The organism is Domibacillus aminovorans (assembly GCF_001643235.1).
GTDB lineage: Bacteria > Bacillota > Bacilli > Bacillales > Domibacillaceae > Domibacillus > Domibacillus aminovorans.
Genome location: NZ_LQWY01000001.1, coordinates 74,473 through 95,016, shown reverse-complemented (window position 1 = coordinate 95,016; position 20,544 = coordinate 74,473). Strand labels below are relative to the sequence as shown.

18 protein-coding genes are annotated in these 20,544 nt (G+C 42.2%); 13 read left to right on the top strand and 5 right to left on the bottom strand.

Annotated elements, in window-relative coordinates; genetic code table 11:
* Position 1 precedes the first annotated feature (1 nt).
* Complete coding sequence (locus AWH49_RS00490; RefSeq protein ID WP_034289101.1) at positions 2-916, bottom strand: RluA family pseudouridine synthase; 915 nt, start codon at positions 914-916, stop codon at positions 2-4.
* Positions 917-1,006: 90 nt separating this feature from the next.
* On the opposite strand from AWH49_RS00490, the gene AWH49_RS00485 reads away from it, so the two are divergent.
* A complete protein-coding gene (locus AWH49_RS00485; RefSeq protein ID WP_018391717.1) occupies positions 1,007-1,363 on the top strand; it encodes a DUF5365 family protein in 357 nt (118 codons plus the stop codon).
* Between the two features lie 48 nt (positions 1,364-1,411).
* Here the strand turns inward: AWH49_RS00485 and AWH49_RS00480 are convergent, their stop codons facing one another.
* The gene (locus AWH49_RS00480) at positions 1,412-1,882 is read right to left on the bottom strand and encodes a thioredoxin family protein (RefSeq protein ID WP_063964308.1); all 471 of its coding nucleotides are present in this window, start codon (positions 1,880-1,882) and stop codon (positions 1,412-1,414) included.
* A gap of 3 nt (positions 1,883-1,885) precedes the next feature.
* Positions 1,886-2,305, bottom strand: a complete 420-nt coding sequence (locus tag AWH49_RS00475; RefSeq protein WP_034289107.1) for a disulfide oxidoreductase — start codon at positions 2,303-2,305, stop codon at positions 1,886-1,888.
* A gap of 150 nt (positions 2,306-2,455) precedes the next feature.
* Here AWH49_RS00475 and AWH49_RS00470 point away from each other — a divergent pair, with 150 nt between their 5' ends.
* Complete coding sequence (locus AWH49_RS00470) at positions 2,456-4,189, top strand: phospho-sugar mutase (RefSeq protein WP_063964307.1); 1,734 nt, start codon at positions 2,456-2,458, stop codon at positions 4,187-4,189.
* 83 nt (positions 4,190-4,272) lie between these two features.
* Complete coding sequence (locus tag AWH49_RS00465; RefSeq protein WP_063964306.1) at positions 4,273-5,598, top strand: SpoVR family protein; 1,326 nt, start codon at positions 4,273-4,275, stop codon at positions 5,596-5,598.
* A 209-nt stretch (positions 5,599-5,807) separates the two neighbouring features.
* Here AWH49_RS00465 and AWH49_RS00460 read toward each other — a convergent pair whose 3' ends face one another.
* The gene (locus AWH49_RS00460; protein ID WP_063964305.1) at positions 5,808-6,632 is read right to left on the bottom strand and encodes an EcsC family protein; all 825 of its coding nucleotides are present in this window, start codon (positions 6,630-6,632) and stop codon (positions 5,808-5,810) included.
* A gap of 81 nt (positions 6,633-6,713) precedes the next feature.
* Positions 6,714-7,151, bottom strand: coding sequence for a low molecular weight phosphatase family protein (locus AWH49_RS00455; RefSeq protein ID WP_063964304.1), 438 nt, complete (start codon positions 7,149-7,151; stop codon positions 6,714-6,716).
* Positions 7,152-7,569: 418 nt separating this feature from the next.
* Here AWH49_RS00455 and AWH49_RS00450 point away from each other — a divergent pair, with 418 nt between their 5' ends.
* The 10 genes from AWH49_RS00450 (at position 7,570) to leuD (ending at position 20,401) form a co-directional block, all read left to right on the top strand.
* Positions 7,570-7,746, top strand: a complete 177-nt coding sequence (locus AWH49_RS00450) for a twin-arginine translocase TatA/TatE family subunit (RefSeq protein ID WP_018391725.1) — start codon at positions 7,570-7,572, stop codon at positions 7,744-7,746.
* Positions 7,747-7,971: 225 nt separating this feature from the next.
* The gene (locus tag AWH49_RS00445) at positions 7,972-9,882 is read left to right on the top strand and encodes a transglycosylase domain-containing protein (RefSeq protein WP_244886754.1); all 1,911 of its coding nucleotides are present in this window, start codon (positions 7,972-7,974) and stop codon (positions 9,880-9,882) included.
* A gap of 253 nt (positions 9,883-10,135) precedes the next feature.
* Positions 10,136-11,803, top strand: coding sequence for a dihydroxy-acid dehydratase (gene ilvD / locus AWH49_RS00440; protein ID WP_034289123.1), 1,668 nt, complete (start codon positions 10,136-10,138; stop codon positions 11,801-11,803).
* 481 nt (positions 11,804-12,284) lie between these two features.
* Positions 12,285-14,021, top strand: coding sequence for an acetolactate synthase large subunit (gene ilvB, locus AWH49_RS00435; protein WP_063964302.1), 1,737 nt, complete (start codon positions 12,285-12,287; stop codon positions 14,019-14,021).
* The gene (gene ilvN, locus AWH49_RS00430) at positions 14,018-14,539 is read left to right on the top strand and encodes an acetolactate synthase small subunit (RefSeq protein WP_018391729.1); all 522 of its coding nucleotides are present in this window, start codon (positions 14,018-14,020) and stop codon (positions 14,537-14,539) included. The genes ilvB and ilvN overlap by 4 nt, the downstream gene beginning before the upstream one ends.
* A gap of 38 nt (positions 14,540-14,577) precedes the next feature.
* On the top strand, positions 14,578-15,600 hold the full coding sequence (gene ilvC, locus AWH49_RS00425; RefSeq protein WP_018391730.1) for a ketol-acid reductoisomerase: 1,023 nt from the start codon (positions 14,578-14,580) through the stop codon (positions 15,598-15,600).
* The gene (locus AWH49_RS00420; RefSeq protein WP_063964301.1) at positions 15,587-17,134 is read left to right on the top strand and encodes a 2-isopropylmalate synthase; all 1,548 of its coding nucleotides are present in this window, start codon (positions 15,587-15,589) and stop codon (positions 17,132-17,134) included. The genes ilvC and AWH49_RS00420 overlap by 14 nt, the downstream gene beginning before the upstream one ends.
* A gap of 18 nt (positions 17,135-17,152) precedes the next feature.
* Positions 17,153-18,262, top strand: coding sequence for a 3-isopropylmalate dehydrogenase (leuB, locus tag AWH49_RS00415; RefSeq protein WP_018391732.1), 1,110 nt, complete (start codon positions 17,153-17,155; stop codon positions 18,260-18,262).
* A gap of 106 nt (positions 18,263-18,368) precedes the next feature.
* Positions 18,369-19,778 carry a 3-isopropylmalate dehydratase large subunit gene (gene leuC, locus AWH49_RS00410; protein WP_063964300.1) on the top strand — a complete coding sequence of 470 codons (1,410 nt, stop codon included), beginning with the start codon at positions 18,369-18,371 and terminating at the stop codon, positions 19,776-19,778.
* 23 nt (positions 19,779-19,801) lie between these two features.
* Positions 19,802-20,401 carry a 3-isopropylmalate dehydratase small subunit gene (leuD, locus tag AWH49_RS00405; RefSeq protein ID WP_018391734.1) on the top strand — a complete coding sequence of 200 codons (600 nt, stop codon included), beginning with the start codon at positions 19,802-19,804 and terminating at the stop codon, positions 20,399-20,401.
* Positions 20,402-20,544 lie beyond the last annotated feature (143 nt).

Here is a 20,544-nt window from a genome sequence, read left to right as displayed (position 1 = left end):
TTTAATTGAAGTAGTTCTGAGGAAAAAGCTTTTTCAATATAATAGGTACAGGAGCTTCAGTGGCAATGCAATCATTCGTAAAAGGGTTAGGCACTGTCAATTTCACCGCGTGAAGCAACGGATGATCAAATGAGTTGGATCCGGATCCGCCATAAAGGGTGTCACCTACAATCGGATGACCGAGTGATGCAAGATGAACGCGTATTTGGTGGGTTCGCCCTGTTTCAAGACGGCATTCAAGCAGTGAACGCCCATCTTGTACAGCGATTCGTTTATAATGTGTCACGGCATTTTGACCGGTCGGTGAAACGCGCCGCCGTGTCGGGTGATGACGATCTTTGCCGATCGGCTGATTGATGATTCCAGAATTTCTTTTAATCGCTCCATCTACAACGGCAAAATACGTCCGATAAATCGTTTTTTCTTCAAGAAGACGTGAAAAAACGGCATAGGCCGCTTCATGCTTCGCAAATAATACAGCACCACTTGTCCCTTCGTCAAGGCGATGAACGTGACGGACAGGCAGTGTGTCACCTGAGAGTGAAGCATGATAACAGACACCATTTAGTAGCGTATTTGTTTCATTATCTGAATTTGGGTGTGTTTTCATGCCAGCCGGCTTATTGGCGATGATCATGTGATCGTCTTCATATAATATAGAGGGAGCTGGATAAACGGGATCAGCCCCAAATGGACCAGGCTGAAAAAAAGGAACGGACAGGCGGGAACCAGACGACATCGGGACACGCCAATCGATCAGCTTTCCATCCAATTTGACCAGGTGATCCATTCGCCAGCGATGCAGCAATTTTTTTGGCAGCTTCCAAATCGTTAAAAACAGTTCTTCTACCGTTATATTGGCCCATTCGTTTGGGATACTCACGGTTAATATCGAACCTTGTCGAATTGTGTTCATTACATTCATCCTTTTCTGAAAAATAACGATGCAGTGTAATAAGATTGTATGGTATTCTTATAGGAGACTGCAAGTAAAGGTGGCTGTCCCATGACGATGATCATGTCTTCTACAATTGAACAGGAAGAAAAAATAAAAAGTTTAAGTACTTATTTGTCGCATCATGTCTTTCCTCGTTATATCGATTCGACAATGGCTGATGTGATAAAAGTAGAAAAGTTTTTTCATATTGAAGACGAGACGCTTGCTTATGTGGAGTCATTAAAAGATGCTTCCCGTGTGATTACAGCGTTAAACACGATTGTTTCTATCCTGGAAACAACGCATATTTCTTCTTCATATGAGGAACTATTCACTGAAAGTGTGAACACGCTGCGGAGTTATCAGATTGATTTCCCGTTCCCATTATCGTTTTTTCATGAACGAAAACATGCTGAATTTCTTTAATAAAAAAGCTGTCTTCTGCATTTTGACTGCAGAAGACAGCTTTTTTTATTATTGCTCTTTCGCTTTTCCGAGGAATGACTGCCATTCACTATCCGGCTGACTGCCGACAAGACGGTCTTTTTCGGCCCCGCCTTCGAAGTAAATAAGCGTTGGCGTGTACTCAATTTCATAATCCTCCCATCCCTGCTCAAATTCAAGCAAGTTGTATTGAAGAACGTCTACATTTTCATCATCTGCAATAGGCATTAACACAGGTGTCGTTTCTTGACAATGTGGGCAAGTAGGGCTGAAGAAATACACAACGGCATCTTCACCATTTTCAAGTTTTTCTGCCAGATCGTCAGGCTGTACGATATTTTGGTAGTTTGGATCATCAAGCTGTTTCACCGTTTCAGTATCAAGATCATCTTTGCCGTACGGATTTCCTTCTGAAGCTTTTTCTTTCTGGTACTGTGTAATAAAGGCAATCCCACCGAAAATCAGTACGAGCACCGCTGCAAAAATTATTACTTTTTTCAACGTTTATTCTCCTTTTCCTCTTAAAATCAATAAACTAGCAATGAAAATAATTGTAAATGCCGTAAAGGCTAAAAACGGAATCGTAATGAACCCGAGCCAGTTAATATACATACCCGTACATGGAACACGTCCGCATGCCGGGGCAGCATCTGTTAAAAAGGTCACTTTTTGAATGCCGTAATGGTAAAGCGAGATGAGTCCGCCAATTCCAGACATCAATAAAGAATACATCGCTGCTTTTATATCTTTTTTTACGACAGCAAGTCCTAGTAGAAGAACGAGCGGATACATTAAAATACGCTGATACCAGCAAAGTTCGCACGGCTCATATCCGACAATTTCCGAGAAATAAAGACTGCCGAGCATCGCTGTAAAAGATGTAGCCCATGCGATGAAAAGTAAATTGTCTTTTTTTAGCATCATTATCCCTGCCCGTTATGAATTTAATTTGTGAACAATAGCATTATAGTCTGAATTACGATAAAAAGTAAAACAATGTGTGCTAAATTCATACTGTAAAATTCCGTAAACTGGTGGTATGATAGTGGAAATACGAGTTTGGAGGGATTGCCTGTGGCCTGGAAAGAAGAGTATAGCCGGTGGAAAAATCATCCGGCGCTTGATCAAGAAATAAATGGATTACTTGTGAAGATTGAAACGGATGAAAAAAGTTTAGAAGACGCTTTTTACAAAAATCTTGAATTTGGTACAGGTGGAATGCGCGGCGAAATTGGTGCCGGTATAAATCGCATGAATGTATATACGATCCGCAAAGCATCGGCAGGTCTTGCTGCATACATAGTAGAGCAGGGAATTGAAGCAAAAAAACGCGGTGTCGTCATTGCGTATGATTCGCGTCATAAATCACCTGAATTCGCAATCGAAAGTGCCAAAACACTCGCTTCTGCTGGCATTCAAACATACGTATTCGATGAACTCCGGCCAACACCTGAACTGTCATTTGCGGTACGTCAACTAAACGCATATGCAGGGATCGTTATTACAGCGAGCCACAATCCACCTGAATATAATGGCTATAAAGTATATGGTCCGGATGGAGCACAATTGGCGCCGGCTGCGGCCGACCGTGTGATTGAAAAAGTATATGCAGCAGGCGACGAGCTTGATATTCAAGTAGAAGATGAGGCGGTATTGAAAGAAAATGGGCTGATTAAAATGATCGGCGCGGATATGGATGCCGCCTATGTAGATAAGCTCGTTACGATTTCTGAATGGCCTCAGGCAGCAGAAGAAACAGATATTCATATTGTATATACTCCATTACACGGGACAGGCAATAAGCCGGTTCGCCAGGCACTCGATGCACTCGGCTATAAAAACGTAACAGTCGTTGCGGAACAGGAGAAGCCGGATGCGAATTTTTCAACGGTGAAATCACCGAATCCAGAAGAAAAAGCAGCCTTTGAACTGGCGATCCGCGATGGACAGAAAGTCGATGCAGATATTTTAATCGCAACCGATCCGGATGCAGATCGGCTTGGCGTTGCGGTGAAAGATGGCAAAGGCGGATACGTACTTTTAACGGGGAATGAAACGGGTGCTGTACTGGTTGACTATATTCTTTCCCAGAAAAAAGAAAAAGGGACTATCCCTGAAAATGGCCGTATATTTAAAACGATTGTGACCTCTGAACTCGGACGCGTTACGGCGGAACAATACGGTGTCTCATGTGAAGACGTATTAACCGGTTTTAAATTTATTGGGGAAAAAATTGAAAAATATAATGAAACAGGCGAGTATACATTTTTATTTGGATATGAAGAAAGCTATGGTTATTTAATCGGTGATTTTGCCCGCGATAAAGATGCAGTACAAGCAGCGCTTATGGCTGTTGAGGCATGTGCATATTATAAAAAGCAAGGCAAAACGCTTCACGATGCACTAATGGATTTATATACGCGTGTAGGCTATTACAAAGAAGGACTACAATCGCTGACATTGAAAGGAAAAGACGGTGCTGAACAAATTGATGCGCTTCTCACGTCATTCCGTGAGAATCCACCAGCTGACATTGCAGGCATTCCTATCGCATCGATTGAAGATTACCAGACGGGTGAACGGTCGGTCATCATGACAAAGGTGAAAGAAACAATTGACCTGCCGTCATCAAATGTATTGAAATATTTCCTTGAAGACGGTACCTGGGTATGTGCACGTCCATCTGGAACCGAACCAAAAGTGAAATTTTATTTCGGTGTGAGAGATCAATCATTTGAAGGTGTATCTAGAAAACTTGAACGTATCCAAGCACAATTTATGGAAAAAATTCAAAATTTGCTAGGATAGGGAAAAGGGGGACAGGTTATTTCTGTCTCTCTTTTTTCATGTTTATGATCCTTCTGCATAAAATGAGTCAGGGGGGATGGTGGATGAAACAGAACGACCTTCAATATGCAATTGATGAAATAACGGATATTGCCGCCGGTTTTGGTCTCGATTTTTATTCGATGCGCTATGAAATTTGTCCGGCTGATATTATATATACGTTCGGTGCATACGGGATGCCCGCCCGTTTTTCGCACTGGCGGTTTGGAAAACGGTTTTACAAAATGAAGCTCCAGTATGAAATGGGGCTCAGTAAAATATATGAACTGGTTATTAATACGGATCCGTGCAGTGCGTTTTTGTTAAATACGAATTCACTTGTTCAAAACAAATTAATTGTGGCACACGTACTTGCTCACGCCGACTTTTTTAAAAACAATGCACACTTCAAAAAAACAAATCGGAAAATGGTGACGTCGATGGAGTCGGCTGCTGCCCGTATTCAAGCGTTGACAGATGAGTTTGGTATTGAGCAAGTGGAAACATTTTTAGATGCAGTGCTGTCAATTGAAGAGCATGTGGATCCGCATGGAGAAATTGGCGGCGGTGATCAATTAATAACGGCTCCAAGAAAGCATTTGTATGATGACTTATGGGACCCTTTAGTAGAAAGAGAACCGATAGTTGATGTACCTATACGTGAAAAAGACTTACTTAAATTTATTGCGGAAAACAGCCCTATTTTGAAAGATTGGCAGCGAGAAATTATTATGATCGTGCGTCAAGAAATGCTTTATTTTTGGCCGCAGATGGAAACGAAGATTATGAATGAAGGATGGGCATCTTACTGGCACATGCGAATTATGCGTGAGCTTGATTTGCCTGAGGCAGAAGCCATTGACTATGCTCGTTTAAACGCAGAAGTTGTTCAGCCATCAAAAATGGGGTTAAATCCATATTATGTCGGTGTGAAGCTGTACGAGCACATTGAAGAACAGTACGGAAGCCGTGACAAACTGTTTGAGGTACGTGCGATGGAATCGGATCTATCGTTTTTACGAAATTACATGACGAAAGAATTTGTAGAAAAAGAAGAGATGTATTTGTACGAAAAAAAGGGGAGTCATTGGACGATTACAGAAAAAAACTGGGAGAATGTTCGGGATCATTTGACCGCATCCAAAGTGAATAGCGGCTTTCCATATTTAAGTGTGACAGACAGCAATTATATAAATGCAGGTGAGTTATATATCGTTCATTCGTATGAAGGTACAGAGCTTGATCTTAGTTATTTAGAGCATACGATGCCACACATATATACACTGTGGGGAAGACCAGTTCATATCGAAACGGTTGTAGATGGACGGACGACAGTCTTTACACATGGAAAAGACGGGATTAAGCGGAAATATGGAAAAGCGATTACGTAAATAAATACACGGGACCGAAAAAGATACACAACGGTGATGTATTTGGTCAAGGACAAGATGTGAATTTGTTATTTATTCAGCGAGGTGAAATGAATGTGCGCAAAGACCTCCGCGAAGAAATGATCCAAGGAGGTGATAAGCTTTATTTATACGGGGATAAAAATGAAATAGACAAATTAACGAAAAAAAAACGAATCTGAGAAACCGCGTTAAAGGCGATTTTCAGATTCATTTTTTGCATCTAGAGATATCATCCGTTCTAAAATACGGCGTTTCCGGTACAGCATCATGCCAGCATCGGCGATATCTTCAATCATGGAACGGTTTGATATGGCTCCGAACACAATGCCGACAATCGGTACGAGACGGAATAATTTTTTAAAGCCATATTGCTCTCGATAACCAAGAACGACTTCACGCCAGCCTTGCAAATGGGAAATGATTTGTTTGTTATTACTGCGGTTCGTATAATCAGATAGTTCCTGTAAAATGGCTTTTTTGCCCACTACATCCGATGACGTAAACTGCAAACATTTAATAATAAAGATGCGCTCTTCACGTTCGTTTGGATCATATCCGTATGAAACCGCGATTTCCTGCAATGTTTTCAATGAAATAGCAAGCGTTGCTGGAATATCTACAGCAAGTGTTAAAAACCCACCGACACCGGTTGTGGCACCTTGTACAGTTGCAGCACTTGCGTGAGTTTTCTGAATAGAAAGGGCTGTTTCATCCATTGCTCTCAGTGGAATACTTGTAACATCTTCAATAGCATGAACAGGCATTCCTGCATTGCGTTCCAGTTTTTTCAAAGTACCGCGCTGCTGTGTTAAATATTTGCCACCGCTTTGAATGTAGTAACCTATTTCATCCAGAAGGGCACCGATTCGTTTTTGGATAAATGAGGGAGTCATTCGATCGAGAAAAGCAAATGGAAGACGAGCAAGTTTATCCCAGATCCATAATCCTTTTTGATCGTTTTCCCAGCGTTTAATCGATTCAAGTTCTTCTAATAATTGTTCTTTCGTTTCCATCTATATAATCCCTGCCTTTCAACAATATGTACGTACAAAAATCGTAAGAAGTTTCAAAAAAATCCCCTGCTTCGACAAATGTTATTTCGAAGAAGGGGCCATAATTAACTCTTTTTCGAGCCCTTTTATTTTGACGGCAAGTTCATCACAGACGATCTGATAGGCCGCCCATCGCTCGGGCATTTTTTCATAATATACTGGATTGGGTATATTCCAGCGTAATACTTTCCGTCCTGCTTCATCAGGAAGCGCCGGTAAACTGTCACGCTGAAAATCATAAATAGCAACAACGACATCAGCATCATGAACAAGCTGAGGTTTAAGCGAATGTGGTGTCTGACTCTCAATGTTAATATTAACTTCTTTCATCGCTTCAACAGGTAAGACATCGTAATCAGCATTCATACAAGAAGTACTGATCACATTCCAGGATGGCTTATTTAAGCGGGTTGCCCATCCTTCTGCCATCATGCTCAGATGATTAATAGGCGACAGAAATAAGATTGTTTTATTTTTCATGACTGCTGACCCCTTTAGTATGATGGTTATACTTTTTATACCCAGTCCCTATAGAAATTAAGCATCAGTAACTAAAATACTCGCTAGACAATAATGCGAACGTAACAGTACTATATTACCAACTTCGTGGAAGGTTAAACGTAGTATGCAAAATTAACACGTTTTTCATCTTAGCATACTCGAAAAAATTTTTTGATTGAATTTTGAAGAGGAGTAGCAGCAATGAAATATATATAATATTTGTGATTGTATACATATTTCATTCAAATACATGTTATACGAGTAACAGAAAAAAGGGATGAAATGAATAGTGATAAAAAGAAAATGGGCATATCGATTATTTTCCTTTTTGTTTTCAAAAAAATGTTTTTCGATTATACTGGATATGCACAATCATCGCAAAGGAGCCTGATGCATAATGAATCTTGGATTTGGCGAAGTAGCTATCATTTTAATTGTGGCGCTTTTATTATTTGGACCGTCGAAACTTCCGCAGCTAGGCCGTGCAGCAGGTCAAACATTACACGAGTTTAAACGTGGCATGAAAAATGTTATGGAAGACGATGACGATAAAAAGAAACCAGAAATAAAATAAGCGGGCAGCTGCCACGCTTATTTTTTTATCTTTTTATTTTGATAGAGTGGAACTTATTACGTACCCGATTCGTATAGGGATAGGCCTTGTTTTTAGTCATTTTTGTTGCAATTTGACAGAGTGTGCTTAAAATGAGAACAGTCCGTACCGCATTTTTTAGAAGGGAAAAAGACAGAAATGAAAGTAATAAAAAGGTTTATAAAACATATTTGGCACAAGTTTCATATGACGCAGATTACAATTTTGCTCTCATCCATTGTCTTACTTGTGGGACTTGGATTTGGTTTTTATTTTATGAAATCCGCGGATGTGGAGACATTAAAGCAAGGGTTGTCGCAGTCGACAATCATTTATGATCGTGACGGAGACAAAGCAAGCAAACTTTCTGCGAACCGAACAGATAGTGTATCCATTGACAAGATACCCGAGCATTTACAGGAAGCGATCGTCGCTGTTGAGGATAGTCGCTTTTATGAACACGGCGGATTTGATGTGAAAGGCATATTCCGAGCCGCTTTTACAAATGTCATGGCAGGATCACGCGTGCAGGGAGCGAGTACAATTACACAGCAGTTGACGAAAAATGCGCTGTTGTCGCCAGAAAAAACATATCGACGAAAAATAGAGGAACTATTTCTCGCGATTGAAATTGAAAAAGTATATAAAAAAGAAGAAATTTTAGAGATGTATTTAAATACGAGCTATTTTGGAAATGGTGCATGGGGCGTTCAAAATGCAGCGAAAAAATATTTTGGAAAAGATGTGTCAGATTTAACGAGAGCAGAATCATCGATGCTTGCGGGGATGGTGAAAGCACCGTCACGCTACAATCCAATTGACAATATGGAAAATGCGCTCGGCCGGCGGAAAGTAGTTTTAAATCAAATGGTCAAATACGGATATATAACGCAGCAGCAGGCAGATGAAACAGCGGATACAAGTGTCGTTCTTAAAGATACGAGCGGTGATCCGCTAAAAGGAAAATATGCGCATTTTGCAGATGCTGTGATTAATGAAGCGATTTCGCGTTTTGGTTTAACACAAGATGATTTGCTTACACAAGGCTACAATATTTATACAACACTTGATCAGAATATACAGTCGGGACTTGAAGATGTATACGAAAACAGCTCCGTTTTTCCTCAAACGGTAAGTGGGGAAGATGCACAAAGTGCCACTGTTTTAATGGATCCGAAAACAGGTGGTGTACTGGCTGTTGTTGGCCGGCGGGGTGAACATGTATTCCGTGGTTTCAGTTTTGCGACGCAGATGAAAAAGTCACCGGGCTCTACAATTAAACCGCTTGTTGTCTACACGCCAGCTCTTGAAGCTGGGTACAAGCCGACAGATATGTTGAAAGATGAACCAATGACATTTGGTGAAGGAGCAGGCGGGTATTCTCCATCTAATTTCGGCGGCACATACGAAGGGGAAGTACCAATGTACCGAGCTGTTGAAAAGTCACTCAATATCCCGACTGTCTGGCTGCTCGATCAAATAGGTTTAACAAAAGGACTCAATGCCTTACACCGGTTCGGTTTTAAAACGGAAGATGAAACATTGGGGATCGCACTCGGAGATATAAAACCGAGAGTGTCACCGCTTCAAATGGCTGAAGCATATACGACGTTTTCGAATAGAGGGATTCGAAAAGAAAGCTTCTTTATTCAAAAAATTGTTGGACCAGAGGGCGATATTAAACCCAAATGGGAAACGAAAGAAGTGAAAGTTACAACAAAAGAAGTATCAGATACGATGACATCGATGCTTCTTGGGGTCGTTGAGCGGGGATCGGGACGAAAAGCGCAAGTGGACGGTATTGATATTGCTGGTAAAACAGGTTCAACGCAAGTGCCAATTGAAGGGATTACCGGAACGGAAGATCAATGGTTTGTCGGGTATACACCAAATTTAGTTGGGGCTGTTTGGGTAGGCGTGGAAGAAGTAAGTGAAACGAATTACTTATCTGGCAACAGTTCGGATGGTGCTGTTCCATTGTTTGCAGAAATTGTCGAAGAAATAATGCCCGATATAGGAGAAACGTCATTTGATGTCGATACAATAGATCAAGACGCAAAAACAGAAGAAGAAAATTGGTATGATCGATTTGTTGATAAGTTAAATGAATGGTTTTAATCATGCGGCCGAATGGAATTCCATTCGGCCTTATTTATTAATGTTTTAAACGAAACCGCTTTCGACATAAAAGGTTGAAAAATAAGTCTAATTATGGCGGAAAAATGGTTGAAAGGTGTTGACCAAAGTGGAAAAGCACGTTATCATTGAACACAATATAAATTTAATTTTCAGATTAAAAAATATTTTACCACTATGTCAAAAGCATGAATGAATACATGCATGCATGGCCAGTCATCTTGGAGGAGATACAATGCGCAGCGATATGATCAAAAAAGGGATCGAACGCGCCCCACATCGGAGTTTGCTTTATGCAGCCGGTGTTAAGACGCAAGACTTACACAAACCATTTATTGGGGTGTGTAACTCGTATATAGACATTATTCCGGGTCACGTCCACTTAAATAAATTTGCCGAAGTCGTAAAGAAAGAAATTCGTGAAGCGGGCGGTGTTCCGTTTGAATTCAACACAATTGGTGTCGACGACGGGATCGCAATGGGCCACATCGGAATGCGCTATTCACTTCCGAGTCGTGAACTAATCGCGGATTCAGCAGAAACCGTTATTAATGCACACTGGTTTGATGGTGTATTCTATATTCCAAATTGTGATAAAATTACACCGGGTATGTTGATGGCGGCTGTAAGAACGAACGTCCCATCTGTCTTCGTTTCCGGAGGACCGATGGAAGGCGGAACCTCATCAACAGGCCAGCCGCTTACACTGACATCTGTATTTGAAGGCGTCGGCGCTCATCTATCAGGAAAAATTACAGCAGAAGAGCTTAATGATATTGAAACAAATGCCTGTCCAACCTGTGGTTCGTGTTCGGGTATGTTTACTGCAAACTCAATGAATTCATTGATGGAAATGCTCGGTTTGACACCGCCGGGCAACGCAACGATTTTAGCAACATCAAATGAGCGTCATCGTCTTATTAAAGAAGCGGTACAATACTTAATGAATGCAATTGAAAACGACTTAAAACCGTGCGATATTGTGACGAAAAGAGCAATTGACGATGCATTTGCGCTCGACATGGCAATGGGTGGTTCAACGAATACGGTACTTCACACATTGGCGATTGCAAATGAAGCAGGAATTGATTATGATTTAAATGAGATTAACGAAGTGGCAAAACGAATTCCATATTTAGCGAAAATCAGCCCGGCATCGGATTACACAATGGCCGATGTTCATAATGCTGGCGGAATTAGTGCGATTATTAACGAGCTTTGTTCAATCGAAGGCGCGCTCGATAACGATCGGATTACGATCACAGGTAAATCTGTTTATGAAAACGTAAAAGAGGCAAAGATTAAAAACGAAAACGTAATTCGTCCGAAAGAAAATCCTTACAGCCCAGTTGGCGGCTTGTCTATCCTGTATGGGAACATAGCGCCTGATGGCGGAGTAATTAAAGTTGGAGCCGTCGATCCTTCCATTAAAGTATTTGAAGGAGAAGCGATTGTTTTTGAATCGCAAGATGAGGCAGTTGAAAATATTAACAATGGTACAGTAAAAGAAGGACATGTTGTTGTCATTCGCTATGAAGGACCAAAAGGTGGTCCGGGTATGCCGGAAATGTTAACACCAACATCTGCTATTGCCGGACGAGGTCTAGGTAAACAAGTTGCATTGATGACAGACGGACGTTTCTCCGGTGCATCACGCGGTATTTCAATTGGACACATATCTCCGGAAGCAGCGGAAGGTGGACCTATTGCATTCATCAAAAATGGTGATAAAATTATTATCGACTTAACAAATCGTACAATGAATGTTGATTTAACAGATGAAGAATTGGCAGCACGTAAAGCCGACTTTGTACAGCCTGAACCAAAAATTAAAAAAGGCTGGCTAGCACGCTATGCGAAACTTGTTACATCCGCTAATACAGGCGGCGTCATGAAAATTTAATGAATTCAGAACATACAACACGTTGACGAGGAAAAAGTTGTAGGAACTTACATTTCACAGAGAACCGGTTATTGCTGAGAGCCGGGAATGTATCCTACCGCGACATCCCCTCTGAGTGCTTTCTTGAACGTCATCCAGTAGGGAGAGCCGGGTGCAAGTCACCCGTTATCAAAAGGACCGGTCGGTTGGTCGATGGTCCATAAGGCGGCATTTGAGAAAAGTGCCGTGAATCAGGGTGGTACCGTGAAAAGTGATGAGGTCTTTTCACCCCTGCGTATACTGTTTAGGCAGGCGCAGGCGTGAAGAGACTTTTCTTTTTGTTTAAGTAAGACAACGCTCGCGAGCTGCCGCGTCCTGTGTATGGGTACTCGCCCGACGACCAAGCCAGCCGTCGTAACGCTTTTGTGCCCCTATCTTGAGGACCTGAAGAAGTCACCTCTTGCCAATACGGAAAAAACCAATATTTGGAGGGAGAATAATAATGAACCAAAATGCAAAGGTAAAAGAATTGAAAGTAGACACAACAGCAGCGTCAGCAGGTCCGATGAACGGTGCCGATATATTCATTGAATCATTAAAAAAAGAAAATGTAGAAGTAATGTTTGGATATCCAGGCGGAGCCGTTCTTCCACTTTATGATGCATTATATAAAAATCCAATTCGTCACATTTTAGCCCGACACGAGCAGGGAGCGATTCATGCAGCTGAAGGATACGCACGTGTATCCGGCAAGCCAGGTGTTGTTCTTGCCACGTCCGGTCCAGGTGCGACAAATCTTGTAACGGGTATTACGGACGCAATGATGGATTCCCTTCCACTTGTTGTTTTTACAGGCCAGGTTGCGACAGGCGTTATCGGTACAGATGCATTTCAGGAAGCAGATGTTATTGGGATTACAATGCCGATCACAAAACATAATTATCAAGTTCGTGATATGAATGATTTGCCAAGAATCGTTCATGAAGCGTTTCATATTGCGACAACAGGACGTCCGGGGCCAGTATTAATCGATATTCCGAAAGATATTGCGGGCATGATCGGTGAGCCTGAATTTGTAACGGAAGTTGATCTTCCAGGCTATCAGCCGAACTTTAAACCGAATAGTCTGCAAGTGAAAAAGCTTCGGGGGGCGCTTGCACAGGCGAAAAAACCGGTTATTCTGGCCGGAGCAGGAGTGTTGCATGCAAAAGCATCTAAAGAGTTGCTTCAATTTGTTGAAAAAATGCAAATTCCGGTCGTTAACACATTGCTTGGCCTTGGTGGATTCCCGGCGAATCATCCATTGTTCCTCGGCATGGGCGGCATGCATGGCACAAATACAGCGAATAAGGCCCTTTATGAAACAGACTTGCTTATTAATATCGGTGCACGATTCGATGACCGTTTGACAGGAAATTTAGCTCATTTTGCACCTAGTGCAACGGTTGCTCATATTGATATTGATCCTGCTGAAATCGGTAAAAATGTTGAAACACACATTCCGATCGTTGCGGATGCCCGTGCGGCATTGAAAAAGATTATGAGCCTTGATTTTGAAGCGCCAAAAGCAGATGAATGGCGTGCAAAACTGCAGCAGGACAAAGTGGAAAATCCACTCTGGAATACGGAAGATGGCGAAGGGATTTCACCGCAACTCTTAATGAAGATGATTCACGAAATTACAGAAGGCGATGCCATTGTGACGACAGACGTTGGACAGCATCAGATGTGGACAGCGCAATATTATGGTTTCAACAAACCAGATCAATGGGTAACATCAGGCGGTTTAGGTACAATGGGCTTCGGTTTCCCTTCAGCGATCGGTGCACAAATTGCAAAACCAGATAAAACTGTTGTAGCGATTGCTGGTGATGCAGGATTCCAGATGACGCTGCAAGAGCTAGGTCTTGTTGCTGAATTAAAGCTGCCAGTTAAAATTATTGTATATAATAACATGGCGCTCGGCATGGTTCGTCAATGGCAGGAAACATTTTACGAAGAGCGCTATTCACAGTCGCTTATCCCGGTACAGCCAGACTTCGTAAAATTGGCTGATTCATACGGAATTCGAGGCTACAAAGTTTCGACTGAGGAAGAAGCGGAGAAAGTATTGCGCGAAACATTGACGGATAACGAGCCAGTCTTAATTGACTGCCGCATTAAGCCGAAAGAAATGGTTTATCCGATGATCGCGCCAGGTAAAGGACTTCATGAAATGATCGGAGTGAAACCGCAATGAAACGAATTGTAACAGCAACTGTGTTTAATCAGAGCGGTGTTTTAAACCGGATTACCGGATTATTTACACGCCGCCAGTTTAATATTGAAAGTATTACAGTCGGTGCAACGGAAACGGAAGGCGTGTCAAAAATGACATTCGTCGTTCATGTGGAAGATGCCCGCATGGTTGAGCAAGTTCTAAAGCAGCTCAACAAGCAAATTGATGTATTAAAAGTAAATGATATTACGGATCAGGCCATTGTGACGCGTGAACTTGCGCTTCTCAAAGTAATGACGACGCCGCAGACGCGTGCTGAAATTAACGTCATTATCGAGCCGTTCCGTGCAACGATTATTGACGTGGCGAAAGATAGTGTTACTATTCAAGTTGTCGGAAACTTCGAAAAGATCGAAGCGATGATTGAACTTCTTCGTCCTTATGGAATTAAAGAAGTAGCCCGCACAGGACAAACAGCGATTAAACGCGGTTCACAGCGCCTTGTGTCGGAATCAAAACCGTTTTCTATTTTAAATTAAAATAAAAAAAATCAAACAATTTTTGGAGGATGAAGAAAATGACAAAAGTATATTACAATGGTGACATTAACGAAGCGGTTCTTTCTAACAAAACGGTTGCAATCATCGGTTACGGTTCTCAAGGCCATGCACATGCCTTGAACCTTCGTGAAAGCGGCGTAAATGTAGTGGTAGGACTTCGCCCAGGTAAATCATTTGATCAAGCAACTGCAGACGGATTTGACGTGAAAACAGTACGTGAGGCAAGTGCGGCAGGAGATCTTATCATGATCCTTCTTCCAGATGAATATCAAACTGCTGTTTACAAAGCAGAAATCGAGCCTGAATTAACTGCAGGAAAAGCTCTTGCATTTGCTCATGGTTTTAACGTACATTTTAACCAAATCGTACCTCCGGCTGATGTGGACGTATTCCTTGCTGCACCAAAGGGTCCGGGCCATCTTGTTCGCCGCACGTATGAGCAAGGCGCAGGCGTACCTGCATTATTCGCTATTTATCAAGATGTAACAGGACAAGCGAAAGATATCGCACTTGCTTATGCAAAAGGTGTAGGTGCAGGACGCGCAGGTATTCTTGAAACAACATTCCGTGAAGAAACAGAAACAGATTTGTTCGGTGAGCAAGCCGTTCTTTGCGGAGGTACAGCAGAACTAGTTAAAGCTGGTTTCGAAACACTTGTTGAAGCTGGATACCAACCGGAAATTGCTTATTTCGAATGCCTGCATGAATTAAAATTGATCGTTGACTTAATGTATGAAGGCGGCCTTGAAGGCATGCGCTATTCAATCTCAGATACAGCACAATGGGGTGACTACGTTTCAGGACCACGCGTAATTACATCTGAAACGAAAGCACGCATGAAAGATGTATTGACTGATATCCAAACAGGTAAATTTGCAAAAGGCTGGTTGCAGGAAAACCAATTAAACCGTCCAGAGTTTACAGCAATCACTCGTCGTGAAAGTGAACATCAACTTGAAGTTGTTGGAAAAGAGCTACGTGCATTAATGCCATTTATTAAACAAGGCAAAAAGGAAGTGGGTTCTGGTGCAAAAAATTGAGATTTTTGACACAACTTTGCGTGATGGAGAACAATCCGCAGGTGTAAACTTAAATACAATCGAAAAACTCGAAATTGCAAAGCAACTAGAACGATTAGGTGTAGATGTCATCGAAGCGGGCTTTCCAGCCGCTTCTCCCGGTGACCTCGACGCTGTTAAGCAAATTGCGAATACCGTTAAAAACAGCTCTGTAACTGGTCTTGCCCGCTCAAACAAAAAAGATATTGATGCAGCATGGGAAGCGTTAAAAGGGTCAGAAGAACCACGCATTCATGTCTTTATCGCAACTTCCCCCATTCATCGAGAGTATAAATTGAAGATGAGTAAAGAAGAAGTGGTTGAACGTGCAGTGGAATCTGTTAAATATGCGAAACAAAATTTTGCAAAAGTACAGTTTTCTGCAGAAGATGCGTGCCGAACAGAACTCGATTTCCTTGCACGGGTAGCAGAAGCAGCAATCGATGCTGGTGCAACGGTTATTAATATCCCTGATACGGTCGGTTATATTACGCCGCGGGAAATTAAAGAAATCTTCCAATATTTGACGCAAAATGTCCGCAATATCGACAAAGCGATTTTATCCACTCATTGTCATGATGATCTTGGCATGGCAACAGCAAACTCGCTTGCGGCGATTGAAGGCGGCGCGGGTCAAGTTGAAGGAACAATTAATGGAATCGGTGAACGGGCGGGTAATGTGGCGCTTGAAGAAGTGGCAGTAGCTCTTTACACACGTAACGATTTTTACAAAGCGACAACTGGTTTGAAGCTAAATGAAATTAAGCGCACAAGCAACTTGATCAGCAAGTTGACAGGCATGATTGTCCCAGCAAATAAAGCAGTCGTTGGCGACAACGCATTTGCTCATGAATCAGGAATTCACCAGGATGGTGTGTTGAAAGAAAAGACAACATACGAAATCATTACGCCAGAATTGATTGGACTAAATGCCAATAAGCTCGTAATGGGGAAACATTCCGGCCGCCATGCGTTTAAAAGTAAAGCAGCAGAACTTGGTTTTGAATTAACAGAAGAAAAACTTAATGATGCGTTCAAAACGTTTAAAGAACTTGCTGATCGTAAAAAAGAAATTACAGATGAAGATTTATTCTCCATTCTTGCAGACAAGCAAACGCAAGCAACGGATGTAAAAGGCTATGAATTGTCAAGCATACAAGTTCAGTATGGAACAGAGCATATTCCGACAGCAACGATTTCAGCTGTCTTGCCTGATGGGACAACTGTAACTGAAGCGAGTACCGGTTCAGGAAGCGTTGAAGCTATTTATAATACGCTTGAAAGAATAGTAGACGAAGAAGTGAAATTGCTTGATTACAAAATCAACTCGGTTGGCGGCGGACGAGATGCACTCGCTGAAGTACATGTCCGCGTTCAATTGAACGGAATGGAATCAAGTGGCCGCGGCACCGCACAGGATGTTCTTGAATCATCCGCGCTTGCGTATTTAAACGCAGTTAATCGTGCGGTCACATTACAAGCACGACAATCTGGAGTTGAAAAAGCACATATTTAATGCAACGGAGGGGTTTACGTGAAGAAGAAAATTGCCGTATTGCCAGGTGATGGAATTGGCCGGGAAATCGCATCAGGAGCTGCTGCAGTTTTGCAGGCAGCAGGTAAGCGTTTCGGTCACGAATTTGAAATTGAGTATGCCGATATCGGTGGTGCAGCGATTGATGCACATAACACGCCGCTTCCGGAATCAACACTGGGGCTTGCCCGGAATAGTGACGCTGTGCTGCTCGGTGCAGTAGGTGGTCCAAAGTGGGATAACTTGCCGTCAGCAGAACGTCCGGAGCGCGGTTTGCTCGCGATTCGTAAAGAACTTGGACTGTTTGCGAATTTACGTCCGATTCCATCATTTCAGAAACTCGTGCAATCTTCTCCGCTTAAGCCTGAAATTGCCGAAAATGTAAATATGCTGATCGTCCGTGAGTTAACAGGTGGCCTTTACTTTGGGAAACCGAGTGAACGCCGCGGTGAGAACAATGAAGTCGTTGTGGATACTCTTCAGTATACACGAGCTGAAATTGAAAGGATCGTTGTCAAAGCGTTTGAATTTGCCGCCGGACGCGGAGGCAAATTAACGTCTGTTGATAAAGCGAACGTTCTTGAATCAAGCCGTATGTGGCGTGAAATCGTCAATGAAAAAGCATCAGATTATCCGAGTGTGACAGTTGATCATATGTATGTCGATGCTGCGGCGATGAAACTTATCTCAAGCCCTGGACAATTTGATGTCATCGTGACAGAAAACTTATTCGGCGACATTTTGAGTGATGAAGCATCCATGATTACTGGTTCACTCGGTATGCTGCCATCTGCAAGTTTGTCAGAAAGCGGCTTCGGTCTATACGAACCGGTCCACGGTTCTGCCCCGGATATTGCCGGACAAAATAAAGCAAATCCGCTTGCGATGATTCTATCGGCTGCGCTTATGTTGAAATATTCATTCAACATGCGTGAAGAAGGAGAAGCGATTGAGCGTGCTGTACAGTCTGTCTTAAACGACGGATATTGCACACCGGATTTACAAATGGAAGGCAGTACAGTGGTCGGAACGGATAAAATGATTGAACTCGTGACACAACGTGTAGCAAACGGATCAGATGTTTTAACTGATACTATCGTTTATATGTAAAGGGAAAAGCCACGGTGGATTCTATTCTTACTTGCAAATATTGCAGGAAAGGAAGGGGTCCCCGTTTTTTATCAAAAATACACATATGTAAGAGGAGGGACTGGGCATGACGAAGAAAACCGTTATCGAAAAAATTTGGGAAAATCATGTTGTAAACAGAGCAGAAGGGAAACCGGATCTTCTCTATATTGATTTACATCTTGTTCATGAAGTAACATCTCCACAGGCATTTGAAGGATTGCGGATTAGTGAACGCCGCGTCAGACGGCCTGATTTAACGTACGCGACAATGGATCATAACGTACCAACGATTGACCGTCACATCATTAATGACCAAGTTTCTAAAAAACAAATTGAAACACTTGAGCAAAACTGCCGTGAATTTGGTATTGAGCTTGCAGATATTGATCATCCAGATCAAGGGATTGTGCACGTTATCGGTCCACAGCTTGGATTAACACAACCAGGGAAAACGATTGTATGTGGAGACAGTCATACGTCGACACACGGTGCGTTCGGTGCACTTGCATTCGGTATTGGTACAAGTGAAGTAGAACATGTTCTTGCTACGCAGACAATCTGGCAGCAACGTCCGAAAACGTTACAAATTAAAGTGAATGGAAAACTTGGATTTGGTGTTCAGTCAAAAGACATCATCCTTGCGATTATTGCGAAATTTGGCGTAAATGCTGGATCAGGTTATGTGATGGAATATACAGGTGAAGCAATCCGCAGTTTAACAATGGAACAGCGCATGACGATTTGCAATATGTCTATTGAAGCAGGCGCACGTGCAGGTCTCGTAAGCCCTGATGAAACAACTGTTGAATACTTACGTGGACGCCGCTATGCTCCCCAAGGTGAAGAATTTGAAGCCGCAGCAGCAAAGTGGCTGGCTTTGGCAACAGATGAAGGAGCAGAATACGACAAAACACTTGAAATTGATGCAACAGAAATCGAGCCGCAAATGACATGGGGAACAAATCCGTCAATGGGCAGCGGTATTTCAGGTACTGTCCCATCACCTGACCAATTTGAGCGTGAAGCAGATAAAGAATCGGTTCGCCTTGCACTTGACTATATGGGCCTTGAAGCAGGTACAAAGTTAACTGATATCCCTGTTGATTTCGTTTTTATTGGCTCATGTACAAACTCTCGTCTTAGCGATTTACGTGCAGCAGCTGAAGTAGCGAAAGGTCGTAAAGTAAAAGACAATGTAACAGCCATTGTTGTACCGGGTTCGCAAACAGTGAAGCAGCAAGCAGAGGCAGAAGGAATTGATAAAGTCTTTATGGAAGCAGGGTTCGAGTGGCGTGACTCAGGATGCTCTATGTGTCTTGCGATGAACGATGATATTGTTCCGGCAGGCAAACGTTGTGCATCAACATCAAACCGTAACTTTGAAGGACGTCAAGGTAATGGTGCTAGAACACATCTTGTCAGCCCAACAATGGCAGCAGCAGCAGCTGTGACGGGTCACTTTACGGATGTTCGCCAATTATCAAGCGTCAATTAATCATAATAAAGGAGCGGTCTATTATGCAGCCAATTAATCAATTTACCGGTGTCGTTTGTCCACTTAACCGTACAAATATTGATACGGATCAAATTATTCCAAAACAATTTTTAAAACGAATTGAGCGTCAAGGTTTTGGTCAGTTTGTCTTTTATAACTGGCGCTTTGATGACGATGGCAATAAACGAGAAGATTTCATCATGAACCAGCCACAATATGAAGGCGCCGAAATACTTGTTGCAGGTGAAAATTTCGGATGTGGTTCATCACGTGAGCATGCGCCATGGGCATTACTTGATTATGGATTCCGGATTATCATTGCGCCAAGCTATGCTGATATTTTTTATAACAATAGTGTGAAAAACGGTATTCTTGCTCTTAAGTTAACGGAAGAAGAAGTAGCGGTGATTATGGAGCGTTCAAAAGAAGAAGGCTACCGTTTACACGTTGACCTTGAAGAGCAATCGGTAAAAGATGAAAATGGGTTTGTAGCTCACTTCGACATCGATCCATACTGGAAAAAAATGCTTTTAAACGGATGGGATGAGATTTCTGTTACTCTTACAGAGGAAGATTACATTCGTCAATACGAAGAAAAAGTGTATGGCCAACAATACAGCTAAAAAAGAAGGATTCCGTCAAGGAATCCTTCTTTTGTATGTTAAAACATCGAAATAATCCATGAAATAACAACAATGGCACCAATAATCATTAAAATTGTTTTTAACATATCTACGTCACCTCATAAGCACCTGTTTTGAATCAT

Bases quoted from the DNA above. Each gene is read 5' to 3' on its own strand.
- AWH49_RS00490 (WP_034289101.1), bottom strand. From the start codon at position 916: ATGAACACAATTCGACAAGGTTCGATATTAACCGTGAGTATCCCAAAC.
- AWH49_RS00485 (WP_018391717.1), top strand. From the start codon at position 1,007: ATGACGATGATCATGTCTTCTACAATTGAACAGGAAGAAAAAATAAAA.
- AWH49_RS00475 (WP_034289107.1), bottom strand. From the start codon at position 2,305: ATGATGCTAAAAAAAGACAATTTACTTTTCATCGCATGGGCTACATCT.
- AWH49_RS00465 (WP_063964306.1), top strand. From the start codon at position 4,273: ATGAAACAGAACGACCTTCAATATGCAATTGATGAAATAACGGATATT.
- AWH49_RS00460 (WP_063964305.1), bottom strand. From the start codon at position 6,632: ATGGAAACGAAAGAACAATTATTAGAAGAACTTGAATCGATTAAACGC.
- AWH49_RS00455 (WP_063964304.1), bottom strand. From the start codon at position 7,151: ATGAAAAATAAAACAATCTTATTTCTGTCGCCTATTAATCATCTGAGC.
- AWH49_RS00450 (WP_018391725.1), top strand. From the start codon at position 7,570: ATGAATCTTGGATTTGGCGAAGTAGCTATCATTTTAATTGTGGCGCTT.
- AWH49_RS00445 (WP_244886754.1), top strand. From the start codon at position 7,972: ATGACGCAGATTACAATTTTGCTCTCATCCATTGTCTTACTTGTGGGA.
- ilvD (WP_034289123.1), top strand. From the start codon at position 10,136: ATGCGCAGCGATATGATCAAAAAAGGGATCGAACGCGCCCCACATCGG.
- ilvB (WP_063964302.1), top strand. From the start codon at position 12,285: ATGAACCAAAATGCAAAGGTAAAAGAATTGAAAGTAGACACAACAGCA.
- ilvN (WP_018391729.1), top strand. From the start codon at position 14,018: ATGAAACGAATTGTAACAGCAACTGTGTTTAATCAGAGCGGTGTTTTA.
- ilvC (WP_018391730.1), top strand. From the start codon at position 14,578: ATGACAAAAGTATATTACAATGGTGACATTAACGAAGCGGTTCTTTCT.
- leuC (WP_063964300.1), top strand. From the start codon at position 18,369: ATGACGAAGAAAACCGTTATCGAAAAAATTTGGGAAAATCATGTTGTA.
- leuD (WP_018391734.1), top strand. From the start codon at position 19,802: ATGCAGCCAATTAATCAATTTACCGGTGTCGTTTGTCCACTTAACCGT.